General features: G+C 61.4%; 24 protein-coding genes. 18 read left to right on the plus strand and 6 right to left on the minus strand.

The annotated features are described in order from the left end of the window. Positions 1-2 precede the first annotated feature (2 nt). The 12 genes from cyoB to ACK56M_RS04825 all read left to right on the plus strand — a co-directional run bounded on the left by cyoB (position 3) and on the right by ACK56M_RS04825 (position 9,771). Positions 3-2,021: a cytochrome o ubiquinol oxidase subunit I gene (gene cyoB / locus ACK56M_RS04770; protein ID WP_013970980.1), complete on the plus strand. Its 2,019-nt coding sequence runs from the start codon at positions 3-5 to the stop codon at positions 2,019-2,021. Positions 2,022-2,024: 3 nt separating this feature from the next. Then, positions 2,025-2,648, plus strand: coding sequence for a cytochrome o ubiquinol oxidase subunit III (gene cyoC / locus ACK56M_RS04775; protein ID WP_023661242.1), 624 nt, complete (start codon positions 2,025-2,027; stop codon positions 2,646-2,648). Continuing rightward, positions 2,648-2,980, plus strand: coding sequence for a cytochrome o ubiquinol oxidase subunit IV (gene cyoD / locus ACK56M_RS04780; protein ID WP_003259128.1), 333 nt, complete (start codon positions 2,648-2,650; stop codon positions 2,978-2,980). The genes cyoC and cyoD overlap by 1 nt, the downstream gene beginning before the upstream one ends. Positions 2,981-2,991: 11 nt before the next feature. After that, positions 2,992-3,879, plus strand: a complete 888-nt coding sequence (gene cyoE, locus ACK56M_RS04785; RefSeq protein ID WP_100413254.1) for a heme o synthase — start codon at positions 2,992-2,994, stop codon at positions 3,877-3,879. A gap of 276 nt (positions 3,880-4,155) precedes the next feature. Beyond that, a complete protein-coding gene (alaC, locus tag ACK56M_RS04790) occupies positions 4,156-5,364 on the plus strand; it encodes an alanine transaminase (protein ID WP_013970982.1) in 1,209 nt (402 codons plus the stop codon). Positions 5,365-5,495: 131 nt separating this feature from the next. Continuing rightward, a complete protein-coding gene (locus ACK56M_RS04795; protein ID WP_100413255.1) occupies positions 5,496-6,623 on the plus strand; it encodes a hypothetical protein in 1,128 nt (375 codons plus the stop codon). Positions 6,624-6,782: 159 nt separating this feature from the next. Next, a complete protein-coding gene (locus ACK56M_RS04800; protein ID WP_003259127.1) occupies positions 6,783-7,166 on the plus strand; it encodes a YkgJ family cysteine cluster protein in 384 nt (127 codons plus the stop codon). A gap of 493 nt (positions 7,167-7,659) precedes the next feature. Beyond that, a complete protein-coding gene (locus tag ACK56M_RS04805; RefSeq protein ID WP_169774995.1) occupies positions 7,660-7,806 on the plus strand; it encodes a hypothetical protein in 147 nt (48 codons plus the stop codon). After that, a complete protein-coding gene (locus ACK56M_RS04810) occupies positions 7,803-8,054 on the plus strand; it encodes a DUF3077 domain-containing protein (protein WP_015268995.1) in 252 nt (83 codons plus the stop codon). Before ACK56M_RS04805 ends, ACK56M_RS04810 begins: the two co-directional genes overlap by 4 nt. A 196-nt stretch (positions 8,055-8,250) precedes the next feature. Beyond that, positions 8,251-8,814 (plus strand): GNAT family N-acetyltransferase, encoded by a 564-nt coding sequence (locus tag ACK56M_RS04815; RefSeq protein WP_012270565.1) that lies wholly within the window; start codon positions 8,251-8,253, stop codon positions 8,812-8,814. A 12-nt stretch (positions 8,815-8,826) separates the two neighbouring features. Next, positions 8,827-9,366 (plus strand): hypothetical protein, encoded by a 540-nt coding sequence (locus tag ACK56M_RS04820; RefSeq protein ID WP_253152947.1) that lies wholly within the window; start codon positions 8,827-8,829, stop codon positions 9,364-9,366. A gap of 18 nt (positions 9,367-9,384) precedes the next feature. After that, the gene (locus tag ACK56M_RS04825; RefSeq protein WP_023661248.1) at positions 9,385-9,771 is read left to right on the plus strand and encodes a lysozyme inhibitor LprI family protein; all 387 of its coding nucleotides are present in this window, start codon (positions 9,385-9,387) and stop codon (positions 9,769-9,771) included. A gap of 122 nt (positions 9,772-9,893) precedes the next feature. Here the strand turns inward: ACK56M_RS04825 and mnmH are convergent, their stop codons facing one another. Both mnmH and selD read right to left on the minus strand, forming a co-directional pair. Then, the gene (gene mnmH / locus ACK56M_RS04830) at positions 9,894-11,006 is read right to left on the minus strand and encodes a tRNA 2-selenouridine(34) synthase MnmH (protein ID WP_217190023.1); all 1,113 of its coding nucleotides are present in this window, start codon (positions 11,004-11,006) and stop codon (positions 9,894-9,896) included. Then, complete coding sequence (selD, locus tag ACK56M_RS04835) at positions 11,006-12,040, minus strand: selenide, water dikinase SelD (protein ID WP_100413259.1); 1,035 nt, start codon at positions 12,038-12,040, stop codon at positions 11,006-11,008. The genes mnmH and selD overlap by 1 nt, the downstream gene beginning before the upstream one ends. Before the next feature lie 127 nt (positions 12,041-12,167). On the opposite strand from selD, the gene ACK56M_RS04840 reads away from it, so the two are divergent. From ACK56M_RS04840 to phnE, 4 genes are read left to right on the plus strand one after another with little or no spacing between them, the layout of a single operon-like run. After that, positions 12,168-13,022, plus strand: coding sequence for a putative selenate ABC transporter substrate-binding protein (locus tag ACK56M_RS04840; RefSeq protein ID WP_015269000.1), 855 nt, complete (start codon positions 12,168-12,170; stop codon positions 13,020-13,022). Positions 13,023-13,042: 20 nt separating this feature from the next. Next, positions 13,043-13,837 (plus strand): phosphonate ABC transporter ATP-binding protein, encoded by a 795-nt coding sequence (locus tag ACK56M_RS04845; RefSeq protein WP_015269001.1) that lies wholly within the window; start codon positions 13,043-13,045, stop codon positions 13,835-13,837. Continuing rightward, positions 13,831-14,658, plus strand: coding sequence for a PhnE/PtxC family ABC transporter permease (locus ACK56M_RS04850; protein WP_015269002.1), 828 nt, complete (start codon positions 13,831-13,833; stop codon positions 14,656-14,658). The genes ACK56M_RS04845 and ACK56M_RS04850 overlap by 7 nt, the downstream gene beginning before the upstream one ends. Then, positions 14,655-15,422 carry a phosphonate ABC transporter, permease protein PhnE gene (gene phnE, locus ACK56M_RS04855; protein WP_015269003.1) on the plus strand — a complete coding sequence of 256 codons (768 nt, stop codon included), beginning with the start codon at positions 14,655-14,657 and terminating at the stop codon, positions 15,420-15,422. Before ACK56M_RS04850 ends, phnE begins: the two co-directional genes overlap by 4 nt. Positions 15,423-15,561: 139 nt before the next feature. Here the strand turns inward: phnE and ACK56M_RS04860 are convergent, their stop codons facing one another. After that, on the minus strand, positions 15,562-16,455 hold the full coding sequence (locus ACK56M_RS04860) for a bestrophin family protein (RefSeq protein WP_309672671.1): 894 nt from the start codon (positions 16,453-16,455) through the stop codon (positions 15,562-15,564). A 191-nt stretch (positions 16,456-16,646) separates the two neighbouring features. Between ACK56M_RS04860 and ACK56M_RS04865 the strand changes: the two genes are divergently transcribed. Then, entirely contained in the window at positions 16,647-16,943 is a 297-nt protein-coding gene (locus ACK56M_RS04865; RefSeq protein WP_039613839.1) for an addiction module antidote protein, read from the plus strand. A 153-nt stretch (positions 16,944-17,096) separates the two neighbouring features. Here ACK56M_RS04865 and ACK56M_RS04870 read toward each other — a convergent pair whose 3' ends face one another. Together ACK56M_RS04870 and ACK56M_RS04875 are read right to left on the minus strand one after the other, a co-directional pair. Then, positions 17,097-17,999 (minus strand): transporter substrate-binding domain-containing protein, encoded by a 903-nt coding sequence (locus tag ACK56M_RS04870; RefSeq protein WP_137137919.1) that lies wholly within the window; start codon positions 17,997-17,999, stop codon positions 17,097-17,099. 27 nt (positions 18,000-18,026) lie between these two features. Then, positions 18,027-19,298 carry a D-amino acid dehydrogenase gene (locus tag ACK56M_RS04875; RefSeq protein WP_411959268.1) on the minus strand — a complete coding sequence of 424 codons (1,272 nt, stop codon included), beginning with the start codon at positions 19,296-19,298 and terminating at the stop codon, positions 18,027-18,029. Positions 19,299-19,405: 107 nt separating this feature from the next. Between ACK56M_RS04875 and ACK56M_RS04880 the strand changes: the two genes are divergently transcribed. Further along, positions 19,406-20,311: a LysR family transcriptional regulator gene (locus tag ACK56M_RS04880; protein ID WP_013971007.1), complete on the plus strand. Its 906-nt coding sequence runs from the start codon at positions 19,406-19,408 to the stop codon at positions 20,309-20,311. Positions 20,312-20,774: 463 nt separating this feature from the next. Here the strand turns inward: ACK56M_RS04880 and ACK56M_RS04885 are convergent, their stop codons facing one another. Further along, a complete protein-coding gene (locus ACK56M_RS04885; RefSeq protein ID WP_169898427.1) occupies positions 20,775-20,978 on the minus strand; it encodes a hypothetical protein in 204 nt (67 codons plus the stop codon). Between the last annotated feature and the right edge of the window lie 550 nt (positions 20,979-21,528).

The following is a 21,528-nucleotide window of genomic DNA, read 5'->3' on the forward strand; positions in this document are numbered from 1 at the left end:
AGATGTTCGGTAAACTAAGCCTGGAGGCGATACCCTATCACGAGCCGATAGTCATGGTGACGCTTGCCATGATCGCGCTCGGTGGTATCGCTGTCGTCGGTGCTATCACCTACTTCCGCAAGTGGACCTACTTGTGGAGCGAGTGGTTGACGACTGTCGACCACAAGAAAATCGGGGTGATGTACATCATCGTCGCGATGGTCATGCTGCTGCGCGGCTTTGCCGACGCCATCATGATGCGTACCCAGCTGGCTGCCGCTACCGGTGGCTCCGAAGGCTACCTGCCGCCTGAACACTATGACCAGATCTTCACCGCTCACGGTGTGATCATGATCATCTTCATGGCGATGCCGTTCTTCACCGGCCTGATGAACCTGGCGGTTCCTCTGCAGATCGGTGCACGTGACGTTGCCTTCCCGTTCCTGAACTCCCTGAGCTTCTACCTGCTGCTGGCAGGCGTGCTGCTGGTCAACATCTCGCTGGGCGTTGGTGAATTCGCCAAGACCGGCTGGGTTGCCTATCCGCCGCTCGCGGGCATTCAGTACAGCCCTGGGGTGGGTGTCGACTACTACATCTGGGCGCTACAGCTCTCAGGCCTGGGTACGACGCTTACCGGCGTGAACTTCCTCGTCACCGTGATGAAGATGCGCGCACCTGGCATGAAACTGATGGACATGCCGATCTTCACCTGGACCTGCACCTGGGCCAACGTGCTGATCGTGGCTTCCTTCCCGATCCTGACCGCTGCACTCGCTCTGCTGACTGTTGACCGTTATCTGGACTTCCACATCTTCACCAACGAGCTTGGTGGGAACCCGATGATGTACGTCAACCTGTTCTGGGCGTGGGGTCACCCTGAGGTTTACATCCTGATCCTGCCGGCCTTCGGTGTGTTCTCGGAAGTTACCTCCACCTTCGCAGGCAAGCGTCTGTTCGGCCACCACTCGATGATCTACGCATCGGGCGCCATCGCCGTGCTGGGCTTCGCTGTATGGCTGCACCACTTCTTCACCATGGGTGCCGGCGCCAGCGTCAACACCTTCTTCGGCCTGGCGACGATGCTGATCTCCATTCCGACCGGTGTGAAGCTGTTCAACTGGCTGTTCACCATCTACCAGGGCCGTCTGCGCTTCACCGCGCCGATCATGTGGACCCTGGGCTTCATGATCACCTTCTCCATCGGTGGCATGACTGGTGTTCTGCTGGCTGTTCCAGGTGCTGACTTCGTGCTGCACAACAGCCTGTTCGTAATTGCTCACTTCCACAACGTGATCATCGGTGGTGCGGTATTCGGCTACATCGCCGGCTTCGCCTACTGGTTCCCGAAAGCCTTTGGTTTCACCCTGAACGAGAAGTGGGGCAAGGCTGCCTTCTGGTTCTGGATCTCGGGCTTCTACGTAGCGTTCATGCCGCTGTACGCCCTGGGCTTCATGGGCATGACTCGTCGTCTGAACCACTCCGACAACCCACTGTGGGAACCCTACCTGTACGTAGCCGTTGTCGGCGCCGTGCTGATCCTGTTCGGTATCGCCTGCCAGCTGATCCAGCTGTACGTATCGGTTCGCGACCGCAACCAGAACCTGGACGTGACCGGCGACCCATGGGGCGGCCGTACCCTGGAATGGTCGACTTCGTCGCCACCTCCGTTCTACAACTTCGCCCACATGCCTGAGAAGGTTGGTCTGGACGCCTGGCACGAAGCCAAGGAAGCCGGTGTTGCCTACAAGCCTGCGGCCAAGTACGAAGCGATCCACATGCCGAGCAACACCTCCACCGGTTTGTTCATGGGCCTGTTCCTGACCGTCTTCGGCTTCGCCTTCATCTGGCACATCTGGTGGCTGGTTGGCGCGAGCCTGGTTGCAACCATCGCTGTCTTCGTTCGCCACGCTGCGCGTGACGACCAGGGCTACATGGTTCCGGCCGAAGAAGTGGCGCGCATCGAAGGCGAGCGCATGAAAGCGCTGGCCAAAGCAGGTGCTCTGCCTGCCGGCGCACGTGTCGAATCGTTTGAGCGGGTGTAATCAATGTCCAGTCAAGTAATGCACGGTGCTGCTCATGGTCACGACCATGGGCATGACGACCACCACCACGACTCGGGCCAGATGACCGTACTCGGTTTCTGGCTGTACCTGATGACCGACTGCATCCTGTTTGCGTCGCTCTTCGCCACCTACGCGGTGCTGTCCGGCAGTTTTGCCGGCGGCCCGTCGGGTCATGACATCTTCCAGCTCGATTTCGTAGCTGTTGAAACGCTGTTCCTGCTGCTGTCCTCGATCACCTTCGGCTTCGCCATGCTGAAGATGTTCGACGGCAAGAAAGCTGGCGTACTGGGCTGGTTGGCTGTGACCTTCCTGTTCGGTGCAGGCTTCATCGCGATGGAAATCTACGAATTCCATCACCTGATCGCCGAGGGCTACGGCCCGAACCGCAGTGGTTTCCTGTCGGGCTTCTTCGCCCTGGTAGGTACCCACGGTCTGCACGTGACCGCCGGCCTGATCTGGATGGCAATCATGATGTACCAGATCAACAAGCACGGCATCACGCCGACCGCCAAGACCCGCATGAGCTGCCTGAGCCTGTTCTGGCACTTCCTGGACGTGGTCTGGATCTGCGTATTCACCGTCGTCTACCTGCTGGGAGTTCTGTAATGGCTAACGCACACGACACTCATCACGAAGGTAACCACGGCAGCGTCAAGTCGTACATGATCGGCTTCATCCTGTCGATCATCCTGACTGCGATCCCGTTCGGCCTGGCCATGTCGCCAAGCCTGCCGAAGAACCTGACCGTTCTGATCATTGTTGCCATGGCCGTGATCCAGGTAGTAGTGCACCTCGTGTACTTCCTGCACATGGACCGCTCGAAAGAGCAACGCAACAACGTTTCGACGTTCCTGTTCACCACCCTGGTGATCGCTCTGCTTGTCGGCCTGTCGCTGTGGATCATGTTCAGCATCCACTTCGAAATGTTGGCCAAGTGAGGTAAGACTGCATGTCCGTTAAGCACTTTATCCAAATCACCAAACCGGGGATCATTTTCGGTAACGTGCTTTCCGTGGCAGGCGGTTTCTTCCTTGCCTCGAAGGGCCATGTGGATTTCGCCCTGTTCCTGGCGGTGGTGATCGGTACTTCGCTGGTGGTTGCGTCCGGATGCGTGTTCAACAACTGCATCGACCGTGACATCGACCACAAGATGGAGCGCACCAAGAACCGCGTCATGGTCCAGGGCGGCATGTCGCTGCCCCTCGCGCTGATCTACGCCACCCTGCTCGGGGTGGCGGGTTTCAGCCTGCTGTATGTCCAGGCCAACCCGCTGTCGGCGTTCTGTGCGCTGATCGGCTTCATCGTCTACGTCGGTTTCTACAGCCTGTGGCTGAAGCGTAAATCGGTGCACGGCACCCTGGTCGGCAGCCTGTCTGGTGCCATGCCTCCGGTGATCGGCTATTGCGCCGTGAGCAACAGCTTCGACCTGGCTGCATTTACCCTGCTGGTGATGTTCAGCCTGTGGCAGATGCCGCACAGCTTCGCCATCGCGATCTTCCGCTTCAAGGATTACAGCGCTGCCAACATTCCGGTCCTGCCGGTGGCACGTGGCATCCTCGCGGCGAAGAAGCAGATCGTGCTGTACGTGCTGGCTTTCGTGCTCGCAACCCTGATGCTTACCCTCGGCGGTTACGCCGGCCTCGGCTATCTGGCCGTGGCAGCAGCCATGGGCCTGTACTGGCTGTACATGGCCTGGGCTGGCTACAAGGCCGAGGACGACAGCAAGTGGGCACGCAAGGTGTTCGGCTTCTCCATCCTCACCGTCACTGCCCTGAGCGTGATGATGGGTGTGGACAGCCAGACCGCTGCGGAAGTGCTGATGACATACGCACGCTGATACTGCTGCCTGTTTCACGAAAAACCCCGGCCACTGTGCCGGGGTTTTTTATGGGCGTTTTTCTGTGCCGGCCTTGTTCGCGGGCTCGCCCGCGAACAAGGCCGGCACAGCAGAATATAAATTTCTTATTTTCAAAAAATACATCTGAAAAGATCTATGAAAACAGGAAATTGTCCTTTACAGGTATCCTGTATCGGCACTATCTTCTGATTCAGGCCGCCACATCGGCCAGCGTCGCTCGGACGGTTCCGGGCGCTTACGTACTCAGAGGAAGCCATGGCCAACCCAGGTTCGCCGCGCCGCTTTGCGCGCATCGATCGTCTGCCCCCTTACGTCTTCAACATCACTGCCGAGCTCAAGATGGCCGCCCGCCGCCGTGGCGAGGACATCATCGACCTGAGCATGGGCAACCCCGATGGCGCCACCCCGCCGCACATCGTCGAGAAGCTGGTGCAGGTCGCCCAGCGTGAAGATACCCACGGCTACTCCACCTCTCGCGGCATCCCGCGCCTGCGTCGGGCCATCTCCAACTGGTACAAGGAACGCTACGAGGTCGACATCGACCCGGAAAGCGAAGCCATCGTCACCATCGGCTCGAAGGAAGGCCTGGCGCACCTGATGCTGGCTACCCTCGACCAGGGCGACACAGTGCTGGTGCCCAACCCCAGCTACCCGATCCATATCTACGGGGCGGTGATCGCCGGTGCCCAGGTGCGTTCGGTACCGCTGGTGCCGGGCGTGGACTTTTTCAACGAACTCGAGCGGGCCATCCGCGAGTCGATCCCCAAGCCGAAGATGATGATCCTCGGCTTCCCGTCCAACCCCACCGCTCAGTGCGTGGAGCTGGACTTCTTCGAGCGCGTGGTGGCCCTGGCCAAGCAGTATGGCGTGCTGGTGGTCCATGACCTGGCCTATGCCGACATCGTCTACGATGGCTGGAAGGCCCCGTCGATCATGCAGGTGCCGGGGGCCAAGGACATCGCGGTGGAGTTCTTCACCCTGTCCAAGAGCTACAACATGGCTGGCTGGCGGATCGGCTTCATGGTCGGCAACCCCGAGTTGGTCAGTGCCTTGGCGCGGATCAAGAGCTACCACGACTACGGCACCTTCACCCCGCTGCAGGTGGCTGCCATTGCAGCACTGGAAGGCGACCAGCAGTGCGTACGAGACATTGCCGAGCAATACCGCCAGCGCCGCAACCTGCTGGTGAAAGGGCTGCACGAGCTGGGCTGGATGGTCGAGAACCCCAAGGCTTCGATGTACGTATGGGCGAAGATCCCGCCGGAGTATGCGCACCTGGGCTCGCTGGAGTTTTCCAAGAAACTGCTGGCCGAAGCCAAGGTTTGTGTGTCGCCGGGGATCGGTTTTGGTGATTATGGTGATGACCATGTGCGTTTTGCCCTGATCGAGAACCAGGATCGTATTCGCCAGGCGATTCGCGGGATCCGGCAGATGTTCCGGGCTGATGGCCTGACTCGTAAGTAAGCCCCCATGTCTACAGGTACGGCACATGCCGCACGGCCTGCGCCGTACCTGTAGGAGCACTTTCCTACTGCTCTACAGCTACCCAGATAACTATTTTTCTGCACTCATTTCTCACTTCAGAGACCCGAAAGATGAGTGTCTTCACCGCCTATTTCTGCGGCACCGGCTCCCACCGCTTCGACGATGCCAACCCCAACTTCTGGAATGGTGAGCTGGTCTCGACCCTGGCCAGCAATGACCAGGGCCGCGAGTTCGCTCACTGGATTGCCGTTGACGGCCCCGGCAGCGGCAACCTCCAGGATGACAATCTGTTCGTCGAGCCCGGTGGTTATTTCAACTGGAGCGGCCAGTTGTTCGGCAGCGGCTGGGAAGAGAACGTCAACCATGTGCTGAAGGTGATCAAGGGCGAAAGCAGCTGGCAGCGCACCAAGCTGAGCGAGGAAGAATACGAGCGGCTGAAGGAGGCCGCGGTTCCGATCCCGGATGCCACCTCTACAGCTTCCTGGTTCTGGCGCACCTATGACTACGGCGAACGCCACCCGACGCCACAGGAGCTGCAAGAGCGCATCATCAACCTGTTCCGCAAGCCGCGCTTGCCGACCCAGGTGAACCTGGTGGGTTGGAGCAGGGGAGGGATCAGTTGCCACATGCTGGCCAACGCCATGGCGCAGGACCCTGTATTGCGGGACATACCCGTGAATATCTTCGCCATCGACCCGGTGCCGGGCATCGGTAACCTGCAAAGCCAGCGGGTAACCTTGGCGGGCAATGTCCGCGAGTATGTGGGTTTCTATTCGCGGGACGAGCGATCCAAAGGCTTTGCCTGCGTGATCCCTTCGGTCGAACCGGGTACACGGATATGCATCTACCCGATACCAGGCCGCCACGCCACGCTGGTGGGCAACGCCTCCATCGACGGTGCGAGTGATGGCAAGGTACTGGCGGAGCCGGGATTGATCGTTCGTCATTTTGCCGAGGTCTGCCTGACCCGCTGGGGTGTGCAACTGGACAGGCGCCTGTTCCTGAGCGACGAGCAGTTGATGCGATATCACATGGTCATGGCCGCTGCCGAAGGGAGTTACAAGGCCATGCGTAGCGAGTCGTATACCGTACTTACCGAGGGCGAAGATGACGACCGCTTGGTGTATTGCGGCGAGACCTGCATTCACTTCAGCAAGGTGTGTGGTGATGGCTATGAGCCGACCGAGGGCCTTGGCCAGCAGCGCTGGGATGTCAACACCTACAAGGCATTACGCTGACTTGAATGGGCGGCCGGGGAAGTCGTTGGTCGCCCGTGTTCAATTGCCGGATCAGCGGCAAATATTTTTTGCATTCCCCTCTATCCAGCCGCCCCGGCTTGGATTGAAAATGGCGCCGCGGGCCAGCCCCGATAACAACAACCTTCCCTCCGTGCCATCATGTCCGAATACAACCCTTGCCTTGACTGCGGCGCCTGCTGCGGGTACTTCCGTGTGTCCTTTTTCTGGGGCGAATGCCAGTCCGCCGGGGGCCTTGTGCCGGACGACCTGGTGGTACAGATCAACCCCACCCGTGTTGCCATGATCGGCACCGATGCCAAACCCTGCCGCTGCATCAGCCTGCAGGGCGAGATCGGCCAGGAAGTGGCTTGCACCATCTACGCCAACCGTTCCAGCCCCTGCCGCGAGTTCGAGGCGTCGTGGGAGGGTGGGGTGCATAACCCCAGCTGCGACGATGCGCGGGCGGCGTATGGCCTGCCACCACTGACCCCGCCCGGGGCCAACGAGCCGCATTGGCCGGATGATGGGGCTGAGGTGGCCTGATCGTATTTCGTTAGCCTGTACCGGCCCTTTCGCGGGTAAACCCGCTCCTACAGGTATCACCGTACCCTGTAGGAGCGGGTTTACCCGCGAAAGGGCCATCAGCTGTAAGAAGATTCTGAACCTGCAACCAAATGCTTCAGGTTGCCAGGGATTAGGAATTATCCTACGGCCTAAGTCGGATGCCGTCTGATAGGCAAGTAGCTACCTCAGAGATAACGTTTCGGCGTCGTCACAATTGGCGATCGGGTGTGAGAAGCCCGGTGTTTCGAGATGGCTTGCCAGTTATGGCAGCCGTGCGCGTGCAGACTTCGGTCTGGCCGGTGCCTCGGACACTGGTCTTCTCACCTCGCGTACGGCTGCCACCTTATCTGTGAGAAGGATGCGAGTGGTTGCCTCTGAAAATATTTCCGAGATGACTATGAAAAAACTTGTACCTGATCCACCCGTTACAGACCTTACTTACCAAGCCGCGAAGTCCCAGGCTACCCAGGTCATGGACATTCTCTCCAACACCATCCTCCAATACCTCGACGCAGAAGCCCCGGACCTGCGTTCCACCCTTCTCGAAAACATGTCGACGCAAACTGCCCTGTTGCACGCCTTGTTAGCCCACATAAAGGCGCAGGAGGCCCAGGCATGAGCGACCACCTCAAATCCCGCACCACCGTAGGTGCGGAGAAATTCCTTGAGCTGTACCGGATAGAGCCGGGTGTACCGCTTGATCTGGCATTCGATGAATTGTCGGTGCTGATCGGCTGTATCAAGCATTTGAACGAAGAGGCCGAGATGGAGGGCGACAAGATCGCTGGCAGCGCGGCGCGCATTCTCAGTGCCATGGCCAAGGCGCTGATCAATGACATGGAAATGGGCTTGAATCGGGGCGCCTGAACGATTTTTGGGGCCGCTTTGCGGCCCATCGCCGGCAAGCCAGGCTCCCACAGGTATAGTGCAAGGCTCCTGGCCTGTGGTGTACCTGTGGGAGCCTGGCTTGCCGGCGATAGGGCTGCGCAGCAGCCCCGGGATGCTTGAACCGATCGCTTGACGTTAAACTGTCATCTCCCCAGCAATGGACAGGAGATCCGGCGTGACCCCACCCCGCAGTTTCCCCAGTGACCTCTGCCTCGACAGCCCGCGTCTGCAATTGCGCCCCATGCGCCATGCCGATGCCGCGCAATGGCTGGCGATCATGGCCGACCCCGAGGTCATGCGCTATTGGCACCATGCACCTTGGCAAGACCTGGCCGAAGCCGAAAGCGCCCTGGCCGCCGACCGCGAAGCCTATGCCAATGGTGACCAGCTCAAGCTTGGCATGTACCGCCGTGACAACGGCGAACTGATCGGTATGGTCCAGCTGTTCAATATCGACGATGTCTCTCGCCGTGGTGAAATCGGCTACTGCCTGGCCAGCGCGGTGCAGGGCAGGGGTTACATGGACGAAGCACTGACCTGCTTCATCGATTACCTCGCCCACACCCTGCACATGCGCCGCCTGGAAGGCGAGATCGACCCGCGCAACCAAGGTTCGGCACGCACTCTGGAGCGCCAGGGCTTTGTGCTGGAAGGCACATTGCGTGCGCGTTGGTGCGTTGCCGGCGAGTTGTCCGATTCGGGTATTTATGGCCTTCTGCTAGAGCCCCCGGTTGCATAGGAAGTAAATCTCTTGCCAGTTTTCTACCTGAGCGCCAGCCTGCTGCTTTACCTGCTCGCACTGTTCTTCGACGGCGCGCTGATGAGTGGTGACCGCCACATGCCGGCCCTGCAGATGCTGTTGTACGGGCCTTGGGGTATGCCCTTCGGGTTGTACCAGTGGTTTGCCAACCCGCTGCTGGCCCTGGCGGTCCTTGCCCATCGACGCTTTCGCCGGCTGGCATTGCTGGTCGGGCTGGTGGCTGTGTATCTGGCGGCCAGCAGCTTTGGAATTGACCGCCTGCCGGACAATCAGAGCTATGAGTTCCATGACCTGACCGGTTTTGGTGCCGGTTTCTACCTGTGGCTGGCGGCAATGGTGGTGTTTTGCATGGGCCAGGCCTGGCATTGCTGGAGGGCACGCAGCGCCGACGACATGCCGGGCTGGAGCTGGCTGGATGTGGTGTTGGTCGCGGCGCTTGGCGTGATGTTTTATGCGGCAACGCAGATGCCGTCGCTGCGCTTCGAGCCGGGCAAGGTGCTGATGCCGCCGGAACAGCCGCAGACGCTGTGATGCCCACAAGGAGAGTTTATGACCAAGCATTACCTGACGGGCCTGGCATTGGCCTGTGTGCTGCCGCTGGCCCAGGCGGATGACTACACGCCGGGATACGGGCAGTGCATGGACAAGGCGTCCAGTACCGTTGCCATGAGCGAGTGCATTCGGGCCGAGACGCAGTTGCAGGACCAGCGTTTGAACCGGGTGTACAAGCAATTGATGGGCAAGCTGGATGCCGGGCAGCAGAAGAGCCTGCGTGATGTGCAGCGCAAGTGGCTTGCCTACCGCGATGGCAATTGCGGGTTCCATGTGCAGGCCAGTGGCGGGACCATGGCACAGCTGGAAGGTGGGTCCTGTGTGATGGACATGACCCGCGACCGGGCGGCGGAGCTGGAGCGCGTGCTCAGCCCTGGGCAGTGAGGCTGCCAGTACTGGCCCTATCGCCGGCAAGCCAGCTCCCACAGGGAGCGCATACCCTGTCAGGCAGTGCAATACCTGTGGGAGCTGGCTTGCCGGCGATGGGGCGCGAAGCGGCCCCGTTTTTACTTGCGCGGTTCGCGCAGCGCCCGGGCCTTGAGATACTCGCGCACTTCCACCGCATCCCCGGCAAACTCGATACGCTCTGCTTTCGCTGCACGCTGGTAGGCATACATCGGGTCGTAATACTCGCTCAGCAAGCTTTCGATGAAGACCCGGTGCAACTCCACCGAACCACTGCGCTGCTGCTCGTCCAGCGCCTGGCGCAGGATTTCCGACAGCCGCTGATGGCGCTCGCCGCCGAGGCGCTTTTGAATCCTGCCCATGCTCTGCAGAAGTGTCTCGGCAAATAGCCGCCGGCCATCTTCTTCACCATGCAGGCTGACGAACTCGGCGCTCAGGTCGATCACGTAGTCGCGCAGGATACGCTCCACGCGGTTGGCCAAACTGTCTTCCAGCCACACCAGCGGGTATTGCTGCATGCCCTGGTACAACTCCAGCGGTACGGTGCAGCTGCCCACGATTCGGCCTTCGTCTTCCAGCACGAACTGCTCGATGCCCCGGGCGCGTTTTTTCAACACGTCTATGGCCAGCCTGTTCTCGAAGTCGATCTGCGCGGGCTGTGCAGTGGCGCGCTTGCCAAAGCTGGAACCGCGATGGTTGGCGTAGCCCTCCAGGTCCAGCGCGTTGTCCAGCAGGTGCAGCACATCCGTCTTGCCGGTGCCGGTCAGGCCGCCCACGAGCACGAAATCACATTGCGCGACCGCCTGTTGGGTAGTCTCCAGCAGGAAGTGGCGCATAGCCTTGTAGCCGCCCTCGACGAGGGGGTAGTGGATGCCCTTCTCATCGCGCAGCACTTTCTGCACAAGATGGGAGCGCAGGCCGCCACGGAAGCAGTACAGGTAGCCTTCCGGGTGATCCTCGGCGAACTTTGCCCAGGCCTCCAGACGTGCCTGCTTGATCTCGCCGCTGACCAGCTTGTGGCCCAGAACGATGGCTTCAGCCTGGCCTTTCTGCTTGTAGCAGGTGCCGACCTTTTGCCGCTCCTGGTCATTCATCAGCGGCAGGTTGACGGCGCAGGGGAAGGCGCCCTTGGCAAACTCGACAGGTGCACGCATGTCCATCATCGGCACATCGTCGAGGAACAACTGGCGAAAGTCGGTGCAGTCGGGGCGCATCAGATCACCTCGACCGCGTGGCTCTGTCGCTCGACCAGCTTGCCGATTGGCGCCAGTTGCAGGCCCAGTTCGGCGGCCACCGCCAGGAACTCGGCTTCACCCTCCGGGATAACCGCCACCAGCAAGCCGCCACTGGTCTGCGGGTCGCACAGCAGATGCTTCTGGTCGTCGCTCAGGGCGCCGATCTTGTGGCCGTAGCTGTCGAAGTTGCGCAGGGTACCGCCGGGGATGCAGCCCTCGGCCAGGTAGTGGTCGACGCTGGGCAGGCGCGGGACGGCAGCATAGTCCAGGTGCGCGGTAACGCCACTGCCCTCGGCCAGTTCCACAAGGTGGCCGAGCAGGCCGAAACCGGTGACGTCGGTCATGGCCTTGACCCCGTCAAGCTTGCCGAAGCGGCTGCCTGGCGTGTTGAGGGTGCACATCCAGTCGCGGGCAAGGCCCTGGTCCTGGGGGCGCAGCTTGGCCTTTTTCTCGGCGGTGGTGAGGATGCCGATACCCAGTGGCTTGGTCAGGTACAAGCGGCAGCCTGCGCTGGCGGTGTCGTTGCGCTTGAGGTGACGCTTGCTGACCACGCCGGTGACGGCCAGGCCGAAGATCGGCTCGGGGGCGTCGATGGAGTGGCCGCCGGCCAGCGGGATACCGGCTTCGGCGCATACCGCACGGCCGCCGCGGATCACTTCGCGGGCCACTTCCGGTGGCAGCACGTTGACCGGCCAGCCGAGAATGGCAATGGCCATCAGCGGGTCGCCGCCCATGGCGTAGATGTCGCTGATGGCGTTGGTGGCGGCGATACGGCCGAAGTCGTACGGGTCATCGACGATCGGCATGAAGAAGTCGGTGGTCGAGACCACGCCGCGCTCGTCATCCAGCGCGTACACGGCAGCGTCGTCGCGCGAGGTGTTGCCTACCCAAAGTTTCGGGTCCAGAGCCTGGGTGCCGCTTTCTGCGAGGATCACATCCAGCACCTTGGGGGATATCTTGCAGCCACAGCCGGCACCATGGCTGTACTGGGTCAGGCGAATCGGCTCGCTCATGTGCACCTCAGGAGGTCAATTTGATGCGCGATTGTAGCAAAGCTGGCCTTTGCGCCTGCGCCTCTTATAATTCCCGTCGTCGGCCTATAGGCCGACATTTCCCCGCTATTGAACCGGAGAACACCTCATGCTCAAACGCCCTCTGGCGCTCGCCGCCGGCCTTGTGCTGTCTTGCTGTGCCGTTGTCGCCCAGGCCGCCGACACTCTGCGGGTCAGCGCCATCCCTGACGAAGCACCGACCGAACTGCAGCGCAAGTTCAAACCGTTGGGCGAGTACCTGGCCAAGCAGTTGGGCATGGAGGTGAAGTTCGTGCCTGTGGCCGATTACCCCGCGGTAGTCGAATCGCTGGCCTCCGGCCGCCTGGACCTGGCCTGGCTGGGGGGCTTCACCTTCGTACAGGTGCACTTGAAGGACCCTGCCGCCACGCCGCTGGTGCAGCGTGAACAGGATGCGCAGTTCACTTCCAAATTCATCACCGCCAACCCTGATGTGAAGAGCCTGGCCGACCTCAAGGGCAAGTCGTTTGCCTTCGGTTCCATTTCCTCCACTTCGGGCAGCCTGATGCCGCGTTACTTCATGCTCAAGCAGGACAACATCAAGCCTGAAGACTACTTCGGTCGCGTTGCCTACTCCGGCGCCCACGATGCCACCGTGGCCTGGGTGCAGGCCGGCAAGGTCGATGGCGGCGTGCTCAATGCCAGCGTTTGGCAGAAGCTGGTGGATGCCGGCAAGGTCGATACCGCCAAGGTGAAGGTGTTCGCCACCACCCCGACCTACTTCGACTACAACTGGACCGTGCGCGGCAACATGGACCCGGCGCTGAAAGAGAAGATCAAGAAAGCCTTCCTCGGCCTCGACCCGGCCAACCCGGAGCACAAGGCGATCCTCGACCTGCAGGCGGCCAGCCGCTTCATCGAGACCAGACCTGAGAACTACGTGGGCACCGAGCAGGCTGCGCGCGAGGCCGGCCTGCTCAAGTGATATCGACAGTGGCTTCCAATGTGGCGATCCATCTGCACGAGGCCGGGCTGCGCCATGGCCAGGTGCGTGCGCTCGATGCCGTGAGCCTGAGCATCGGCCAGGGCGAGCGCGTCGCCATCATAGGCCCGTCGGGGGCGGGCAAGTCCAGCTTGCTGCACCTGATGGCGACCGCCGTCCAGCCCAGCAGCGGGCGCCTGGAACTGCTCGGCGAGCAGCCATGGGCGTTGTCCTCCAGAGCCCGCCAGCGCCTGCGTGCGCGGGTAGGCCTGGTGCATCAGGCACCGCCCTTGCCGCCGCGCCAGCGGGTGGTGACGGCAGTGCTGGCCGGCCGCCTGGGGCAGTGGGGCATGCTGCGTGGCCTGTTCAACCTGCTGTACCCCTGCGATGTGCCGGGGGCGCGCCAGGCACTGGCCGAGCTGGGGTTGGCCGACAAACTCTTCGTACAGTGCGGGCAATTGTCCGGTGGCCAGTTGCAGCGTGTGGGCATTGCCCGGGCGCTGTACCAGCGGCCGCAGGTGTTGTTGACCGACGAGCCGGTGTCGGCCATGGACCCGGTGCTGGCTGACCACAGTCTGGCCTTGCTCAACCGCCACGCACAGGCCAATGGCGTCACTCTGGTGGCGAGCCTGCATGCCGTGGACCTGGCGCTGGCGCACTTCCCGCGGGTGATTGGTATCCGCGAAGGGCAGGTGGTGTTCGACTGCCCGGCGCAAGCGGTGACCGAGCAGTTGCTGGATGCGTTGTATGCGAATGAACAACTGGCTTCACCACCGAGCCAGGGGCCGACCCTGACCGTGCAGATACCGCGATGCTGAAACTTGATGCCCGCGACCCGGCGCTGTGGCCGCGGTTGCTGCTGACCCTGCTGGCTGTGGCGGTGCTGTGGCCTGGCGTGCAGCTGAGCGAATTGAACCCGGCGGTCCTGCTGCAAGCGGAGAATCGCCAGCAGATCGCCAGTTTCACCAGTGCCTTCTGGCCACCAGCACACGATGCCGACTTCCTTTCCCTGCTTTATGAGGCCACCTTGCAGACCCTGGCCGTGGCCACGGCCGGCATGGCGTTGGCGTTGCTGCTGGCGGTCCCTGCCGGGTTGCTGGCCAGCCGTGCCTTGTCGCTGCGTGCCGCCTCACATGGCGGTCGCGCCGGGTTGTGGTCGCGTCTGCTACGCCTGCCAGTGCGCTGGTTGCTGATTTTCCTGCGCAGTGTGCCGGAAATCGTCTGGGCGTTGCTGTTCGTGCGGGCCGTGGGGCTGGGGCCGACGGCGGGCGTGCTGGCTATCGCCATTACCTACAGCGGTATGCTCGGCAAGGTCTATGCCGAGATCTTCGAATCGGTCGACCAGCGCCCGGCGCATGCCTTGCTGCAGGCGGGTAGTGGCCGCCTGGCTGCGTTTTTCTACGGCATCCTGCCCAGTGCGGTCTCCGAAGTGGTGTCCTACACCGTGTACCGCTGGGAGTGCGCGGTGCGCGCCTCGGTGGTGATGGGCTTTGTCGGTGCTGGCGGGCTGGGGCAGCAGATCGACCTGTCGATGCGAATGTTCGCGGGAGCGGAGGTGGCAAGCATGCTGCTGACCTTCCTGGTCCTGGTGATGCTGGCCGACCTGCTCAGCCGCTTCCTGCGCTGGAGGCTTGCATGAACCGGGTCATCAACTGGCTGGTGCTCGGCGCCATCGTGGCTGCAGTGATGGCCTCGTTCGCATACCTGGAGCTGGACTTGCAGGCGCTGGTCGGCAACGGCGGGCTGGGGCAGATGGGCGAGTATGCCGGGCGTTTTCTGCACCCGGACCTGTCTGCCGGGCACCTGCGCGCGGTAGCGCATGGGGCGCTGGAAACCTTGGCCATGTCCGGCCTGGGCACCTTGTTGGCCATGCTGCTGGGCATGCTGTTGGCGCTGCCGGCCGCTGGCCGGTTCGGTTGGCCACTGCAGGCCTGTGCGCGGTTGTTGCTGAATGCCCTGCGGGCCATCCCGGAACTGGTGTGGGCCGCGCTGACGGTGCTGGCTGCCGGGCTTGGGCCGAATGCCGGTACCCTGGCGTTGGCGCTGCACACCGCTGGCGTGCTGGGGCGGCTGTTTGCCGAGGCGCTGGAGAACGCACCGCCGGAGCCGGCGGCGGCCATCCGCTTGCAGGGCGGTAGCCAGGTGGCGGCATTCTGCTTTGGCACCTTGCCCAATCTGTGGCCGCAGTTGCTGGCTTATAGCCTGTATCGGTGGGAGAACAATATCCGCATGGCCAGCGTTCTGGGGTTTGTCGGTGCGGGTGGGTTGGGGCAGATGCTGTACACCACCTTGAGCCTGTTCCAGGAGGCCCAGGCCAGCACGGTGATCATGGGGATGCTGGTGCTGGTGTTGCTGGTGGACGCGTTGAGTGATGTGTTGCGCCAGCGCTATGTGCGGGCCTGACAGATAGCCGGGGCCGCGTTGCGGCCCTATCGCGACACAAGGCCGCTCCTACAGGCAAAGTGCCGCCTTTGATGCTTGCGCGGCCCCTTGTAGGAGCGGCCTTGTGTCGCGATGGGCTGCAACGCAGCCCCAAAATCCCTCAGGCACCCACAACTCCGGCACACTGCGCCTCCCGCTGCATCGACTCCAGGTTCCGCTCAATCGTCTCGCAAATGCTGTCCATCTGGATCTGGTGTTCACTGAATCTGAACGGGCTCTGCAAATCCGTCCCGATCCGCTCGATGGCCAGCAGCATGAAGCCCACCACCGTCGAAGCCAGCGGCGTGAACCAGCCCAGCGACTCCACCAGCCCCACCGGTACGATCAGGCAGAACAGGGTGATGAACAGCCGCGGAAAATACACGTAAGGGTAGGGCAGTGGCGTATTGGCGATCCGTTCCATGCCACCTTGGGCATTGGACAGGTCCACCAGCGTCGATTCCAGCCTTGCCAGGCGAATGCTGTCCAGCCGCCCGGCCTGGTATTCCCGCGCCAGCAACGCCGCCGAACCACTCAGAATGTCGTTGGCGAAATTGTTCGAACGGTTGCGCCGCTCGAATTCCGCAGGCGGGATGAACGCCATCAGTTCATCCGGGCAGCGCTCGCCCTTCAAGTGTGCCGCCAGGCAGTTCACATAGGCGATATGCCGGCGCAGCAGGGTAGCCTTGATCGGGTTCAGGCCATCATCCGGGTCATCGATCAGGGTCAGCACCTGCCGCGCGAAGCTGCGCGAACTGTTCACCAACGCCCCCCACAATGTGCGCGCCTCCCACCAGCGGCTGTAGGCGCTGCTGTTGCGAAAGCTCACCAGCACCACCAGCGCCGAGCCCAGCAAGGTCAACGGGATCAGCGGCAGGGTGAACTTGCTGTTGAAGAACAGCATGAAATCGATGGTGACCAGCACATCCCAGATCAGCAGCCAGAACAGCGACCAGCCGATGTAGCCGACGGTCTTCACGACCAGGCGGTACTTGCGGGTGATGATGTCTTTCACGCGGGGGTACCTCGAAACGCGGGTGATGCAGGATCGGACGTCGAGGCGCGGCGAAGGTTCGGGTGTTGAATGTTGCAGGTTTTTTATGACCGTGAAGAGAAAAGTCTGACCCCGCTATGGGAAATGCCTGAGTTCCCATATAAGGGGTAAGGCGACAGAGTGGGCCGCTTCAACACTTGAATGGGTGTGAAATGAGCGAAAAGTTGATCCCGTTTGATATGGCGGCCTTGTTGAGTAGTGATGAGGCCATCACTGAGTACCTTAGTCAGGTCCTCGCAGATGGCGATACCGAGGAAATAATTCGGGCACTTGGCCATATCGCTCGCGCACGGGGAATGACGCAGATCGCCACCGAGAGTGGGTTGGGAAGGGAAAGTCTGTACAAGGCACTCAGTCCAGGCGCAAAACCACGCTTTGACACTGTGCTGAAAGTCATTCGTGCCTTGGGTGTCGACCTCCTCGTTCAGCCCCATGTAGTTCCCCGCTAGCAGAACAGGGATTTCGGAGGGCTGAACGGGGCGGTTGGTCAGCTTCATGGCAGGTCATTCCTGCGCTGGCAACGGGGCGCGGCCGGAGCGGCCGAGGCCATTGCCTCCAGTACTCGGCGAGGCCGTGAGCCAGAGGGGCTGGTCGTCTGGATGCTACTCCACCGGGTCACTCACCGGCTTGGCAAAGATGGCCTTGAGTTCGCTGGTCATCGGGAATTCCAGGTTCAAGCCTTTGGGCGGAATCGGTTGTTCGAACCAGCGCTGGTAGATCCCGTTGATTTCCCCGGAACTGTACAGCTCGCCCAGCGCCGCGTTCACCAGCGCGAGAAACTGTGGGTCATCCTTGCGCACCATGCAGCTGTAGATTTCCCGCGACTGCTCTTCCCCGACCACCACCCAGTTGTGCGGGTCACGGGCCTTGGCGCGTTCTCCGTAGAGCAGCGCATCATCCATGTAGAACGCCGCTGCCCGGCCGGACTGCAACATCTGGAAGGCTTCACCATGGTCCTTGGCGCTGATCACGTACATGTCCATCTTGTTATCGACGTTGTAGCTTTTCAGATAGCGTTCGTTGGTGGTGCCGGCGGTGGTCACCACATTCTTGCCGCGCAGGTCGGCGAAACTCTTGATCCCGCTGTCTTTGGCCGTCAGTAATTGACCTTTGACATAGATGAACCCGTAGGAAAACGCCACCTGCTTCTGGCGCTCTGCGGTGACGCCGGTCGAGCCGCACTCCAGGTCAACGGTACCGTTCTGTACCAGCGGAATGCGGGTTTGCGATGTCACCAGGTTGTATTTCACCTTGAGCTGGGGCAATGCCAGCTTCTGCTGTACCCGCTCGACGATCTTGTTCGCCAGGTCTACTGAGTAGCCCATGGGTTGTCCCGAATGATCTCCCACGTAGGAGAACGGCACTGAAGCATCGCGATAGCCCAGGGTAATGCTGTTGGCTCTGGCAATCTTGCTCAGGGTAGGCCCCAGCGCTACTTCGTCAGCATGGGCCTGGGTGCCTAGCAACAGGCCAAGGGTGCAGCCGATCAACGTGATTTTTCGCATTGTTATTCTCCGTTGTAGGTGAGGGGATCAGAGACGTGCTGCAGTACGGTTATTTCCACCAGCCGCACGGGCGGTTAAACCCTGCAGGTCGATGGAGGGGCGGCGCTGGCCGATCAGTTCACTCAGCAGACGTGCGCTGGCGCAGGCCAGGGTAAAGCCCAGCGCTCCATGGCCAAGGTTCAGCCACAGATTGCGGTACGCCGTTGCGCCCAGCAGCGGTACGCCGCTGGGGGTCGCCGGCCGCATGCCGGCCCATTCGATGGCGTAGTCGTAGTCACCAGCATTGGCGAAGGTTTCGCGGGCCTGGCGTTTTAGCAGGGCCAGGCGCTTGGGGTCCAGCGACGGATCGAAACCGACAATGTCGACCATCGCCGCCACCCGCAACTGTTCACCAATCCGGGCGTAGACGATCTTGCGATCGTAGTCGGTGATGCTCAGGTCCGGCGCCTTGTGCTGTGCACCGATCGGTAATGTCAGGCTATAGCCCTTGAGTGGATACAGCGGCAGGTCGATGCCCGGCAGTGCCAGCAACGCACTGCGATGGCCGGCTGCAACGACCAATTGCTCCACCGGCAGCACTTCGTCGTCCAGTTCAATTGAATTCACTACGCCATGCGCATGGCGAATTGCGGACACCGCTTGGCCCAGGCGGAATTTGCAGCGTCCCGACGCCTGCAGGTGCGCCGCCAGTTGCTGGCAAAAGCTGTGGCAGTCGCCGACTTCTTCATCCGGGGTATAGATGGCGCCGACAAAGGGCGCCTCTGCCAGTGCCGGGTCCAGACGGGTGCAGTCGGCGTGCGACAGCACCTGTTGTTGCTGGGGCGCGGCAAGGTTCTTGCGCGCATGTTCGAAGCTGCTGGCCTGGCGGAAGGTGACCAGCTTGCCGTTGCGCCGCCAGTTGAAACCGTCCAGGCCATCCTCTTCTCGCCAGGTTTGCAAGGTCGATTGGCTCAACAGCGCTAGGCGCAACAGGTGGCCTGCGTTGGCACGGTTGACCGAGGAGCGGCAAGCACCAAGGAATGCTGCCATCCAGCGCCATTGGGCACGATCGAAGCGCGGGCGCAGTCGCAGCGGCGATTCACCGCGCAGCATCCAGCCAAGGGCCTGCAATGGCACACCTGCGTCGGCCAGGGGCGCCACGTACCGATAGGACAGCTGGCCGCCGTTGGCGAAGCTGGTTTCACTGCCCAACGAATCGCGAGCCTCGATCAGCGTCACGTCAAAGCCGTCGCGTACCAGTGCATAAGCGGTTGACAGCCCAATGACGCCACCGCCGATGATGCATACATGCTGAGCCATGTCAGTCCTTGTTCTTTGTTGGAACGAGGCTGAGGTTAGGGCCAGGTGACAGGTGGCGAAAAATGAATAAAGATCGCTGAGCCATAAACAAAGGTTATGGACTTGCCATGCGCCTTCGCCATATCGAGATTTTCCAGGCCATCCGCCAGACCGGCTCGGTCAGCGGTGCCGCACAGTTGCTGCACGTTTCCCAACCTGCCGTGACCAAGGTTCTGCAGCACGCCGAGCAGCAACTGGGCTTCCCGTTGTTCCTGCGGGTGCGCGGCAAGCTGCAGCCCACGCCCGAAGCGCTGGAGCTGGAGCGTGAGGTCGACAAGGTAACGGAGAGTCTGCAAGGAGTGCGACGCCTGGCGCAAAGCCTGCGTCGCGCGCCAGGCCACAGCCTGCGGATCGGTGCGACCCCGGCACTGGCCCTGTCGCTGCTGCCGCCGGCCATTCATGAATGGACCCAGCGTTATCCGGATATCGCCTGCGAGTTGTCCAGCGCCCACAGTCGCGAACTGGTGCAGAACCTTTTGATGCGGGAGATCGATGTCGCCCTGACCTTGCAACAGCCAGATCACCCTGCGCTCAAGGCTCAGGCGCTGGCCAGCGGGGTTTTGGTGGCATTGGCACCGGCAGGTTATTGGCCGCTGGAAGATGAAGGCAAGCCGCTGCCGTTGGCGGCACTGGCCGGTGCGCCCATGATCGGGCTGTCCAGCGCCGACCCGCTGTCGGTGCGCCTCGAAAGCTACCTCAAGGCGGTGGAGCCGCCGCCACGGGTGAGCATTGCGGTGCAAACCTATTCACTGGCCAGGGCGATGGTCGAATCCGGTGCTGGGCTGGCGGTGATCGATCCCTTCACCGCACTTGGCGCGGCGCCTGGGGCGACCGCGATCAGGCCGCTGGCCCCGGCGCTGCCGATTACCTTGTATGCGGTGACCCGCACTGCCGAACCGTCACCGCATACATTGAGCGAGCTGCTGACGATTTTCAGCAGCCGTGCCCAGGGGCAGCTGGATCGCTGGCGCTGACCGGACGGGCAAAAAAAAACCGACCATAAGGTCGGTTTTTTCCGGATCTTGGTGCCCGAGGGGGACTAAAACACATGAGGTTTAGCCTAGTGTTTATGGGGTTTTCGTGATTTTTGGTTTTTCGTCTACTCACAAATCTACTCACTTTTCTTCGCGTGGCCCCCTTTTGCGACTCTTAATTGGACAAATCGGTGGTGTTATCGCCACCCTGTTTCGGGGTAGTGCCTGGCACCTGTCACGGCAAGATCGCGGCAAGGCCACCGGGTGAACGGATCGTTCACCCCCACCGGGGAATACCAGCGGCCAGGAAGGGGGCGATTTGAAATCGACCCCAGGCCTAACCAGCCGGTTTTGCTCATCGCTACAAGCCCTAGATTCCGGGTATGTAACCTGGCGTCCCGTTTCGGCGTATCAGGCGTGACGCTCCATGCGGTGCCGCTGGCAATTACGGGGAATCCAGTAATTACAGCCCCATCTGCCTGATGATCCTGCGCGGTTCCATTCCATTGCGAAGCGCTCGGCTGGCGTCCATGGTCATCTGGTCGAGCGCCTTGCTCTCGAATGCCTCGGCCATGGCGGCGGCCTTTCTTACGATCAGTAGCGCCAGCTCAGGCGGGAAGGTGATCGGCTCCGGGTCGGGTAGGTAGTCGCAGTCGATAACGGACATGGTGCGGCCCTCGATGTGGTGGCGCCTGATTATCTGATAACTACCCAGCATCCGGGTAGTTTGCACCAGGTTGCCGGGCCACCTATTCCGGCCTGCTGTCAGGGCTGTAAATTTTGGCGCAGTCTGTCCGTCTATGTAGGTAACGCTGCTGGCGTTAGCTCGCCAAAGCGGGGCGAGACTACCAATATCAATCGAGACTGCCGGAATTGGTAATTTCGGCGCTCAGGGTTTCCCTGATTTGCCTGCGGGGTTTCCCCATGCAAGCCTGCTGGTTTTCCGCATCCTTGGCCGCTGGTTTGCCCCAGGCTGATATCAGGGGTACATCACTTTGGTCGCCCCCTTCACAGGCCCGGCATGTCAAGTTTTGTCAGGTTCTGGGCGGCCCGGATTCCCTTGACGAGCACGCCCGGAAATTCTTGACGGCCTTCGCTCCCACGGGTCGGCCAGAATCAGCGCCAGCCCTTGTACAGCAAGGCTTACAGCCGATCATGCTCAAGCGCCAGCGGCGCAATCCGTCAATTGCCTGTCAAGAATCTGTATCACGCCTGTC

This window comes from Pseudomonas sp. s4 (assembly GCF_046764235.1).
Classification (GTDB): Bacteria; Pseudomonadota; Gammaproteobacteria; order Pseudomonadales; family Pseudomonadaceae; genus Aquipseudomonas; species Aquipseudomonas asiatica.

What these genes read in the sequence shown, in the direction of transcription:
- ACK56M_RS04865 (WP_039613839.1), top strand. Translation starts at nt 16,647, where the DNA reads ATGAGCGAAAAGTTGATCCCGTTTGATATGGCGGCCTTGTTGAGTAGT.
- ACK56M_RS04875 (WP_411959268.1), bottom strand. Translation starts at nt 19,298, where the DNA reads ATGGCTCAGCATGTATGCATCATCGGCGGTGGCGTCATTGGGCTGTCA.
- ACK56M_RS04795 (WP_100413255.1), top strand. Translation starts at nt 5,496, where the DNA reads ATGAGTGTCTTCACCGCCTATTTCTGCGGCACCGGCTCCCACCGCTTC.
- ACK56M_RS04885 (WP_169898427.1), bottom strand. Translation starts at nt 20,978, where the DNA reads ATGTCCGTTATCGACTGCGACTACCTACCCGACCCGGAGCCGATCACC.
- cyoC (WP_023661242.1), top strand. Translation starts at nt 2,025, where the DNA reads ATGTCCAGTCAAGTAATGCACGGTGCTGCTCATGGTCACGACCATGGG.
- ACK56M_RS04880 (WP_013971007.1), top strand. Translation starts at nt 19,406, where the DNA reads ATGCGCCTTCGCCATATCGAGATTTTCCAGGCCATCCGCCAGACCGGC.
- ACK56M_RS04870 (WP_137137919.1), bottom strand. Translation starts at nt 17,999, where the DNA reads ATGCGAAAAATCACGTTGATCGGCTGCACCCTTGGCCTGTTGCTAGGC.
- ACK56M_RS04800 (WP_003259127.1), top strand. Translation starts at nt 6,783, where the DNA reads ATGTCCGAATACAACCCTTGCCTTGACTGCGGCGCCTGCTGCGGGTAC.
- ACK56M_RS04805 (WP_169774995.1), top strand. Translation starts at nt 7,660, where the DNA reads ATGGACATTCTCTCCAACACCATCCTCCAATACCTCGACGCAGAAGCC.
- cyoB (WP_013970980.1), top strand. Translation starts at nt 3, where the DNA reads ATGTTCGGTAAACTAAGCCTGGAGGCGATACCCTATCACGAGCCGATA.
- phnE (WP_015269003.1), top strand. Translation starts at nt 14,655, where the DNA reads ATGAACCGGGTCATCAACTGGCTGGTGCTCGGCGCCATCGTGGCTGCA.
- cyoE (WP_100413254.1), top strand. Translation starts at nt 2,992, where the DNA reads ATGTCCGTTAAGCACTTTATCCAAATCACCAAACCGGGGATCATTTTC.
- selD (WP_100413259.1), bottom strand. Translation starts at nt 12,040, where the DNA reads ATGAGCGAGCCGATTCGCCTGACCCAGTACAGCCATGGTGCCGGCTGT.
- ACK56M_RS04840 (WP_015269000.1), top strand. Translation starts at nt 12,168, where the DNA reads ATGCTCAAACGCCCTCTGGCGCTCGCCGCCGGCCTTGTGCTGTCTTGC.
- alaC (WP_013970982.1), top strand. Translation starts at nt 4,156, where the DNA reads ATGGCCAACCCAGGTTCGCCGCGCCGCTTTGCGCGCATCGATCGTCTG.
- ACK56M_RS04825 (WP_023661248.1), top strand. Translation starts at nt 9,385, where the DNA reads ATGACCAAGCATTACCTGACGGGCCTGGCATTGGCCTGTGTGCTGCCG.
- cyoD (WP_003259128.1), top strand. Translation starts at nt 2,648, where the DNA reads ATGGCTAACGCACACGACACTCATCACGAAGGTAACCACGGCAGCGTC.
- ACK56M_RS04850 (WP_015269002.1), top strand. Translation starts at nt 13,831, where the DNA reads ATGCTGAAACTTGATGCCCGCGACCCGGCGCTGTGGCCGCGGTTGCTG.
- mnmH (WP_217190023.1), bottom strand. Translation starts at nt 11,006, where the DNA reads ATGCGCCCCGACTGCACCGACTTTCGCCAGTTGTTCCTCGACGATGTG.
- ACK56M_RS04810 (WP_015268995.1), top strand. Translation starts at nt 7,803, where the DNA reads ATGAGCGACCACCTCAAATCCCGCACCACCGTAGGTGCGGAGAAATTC.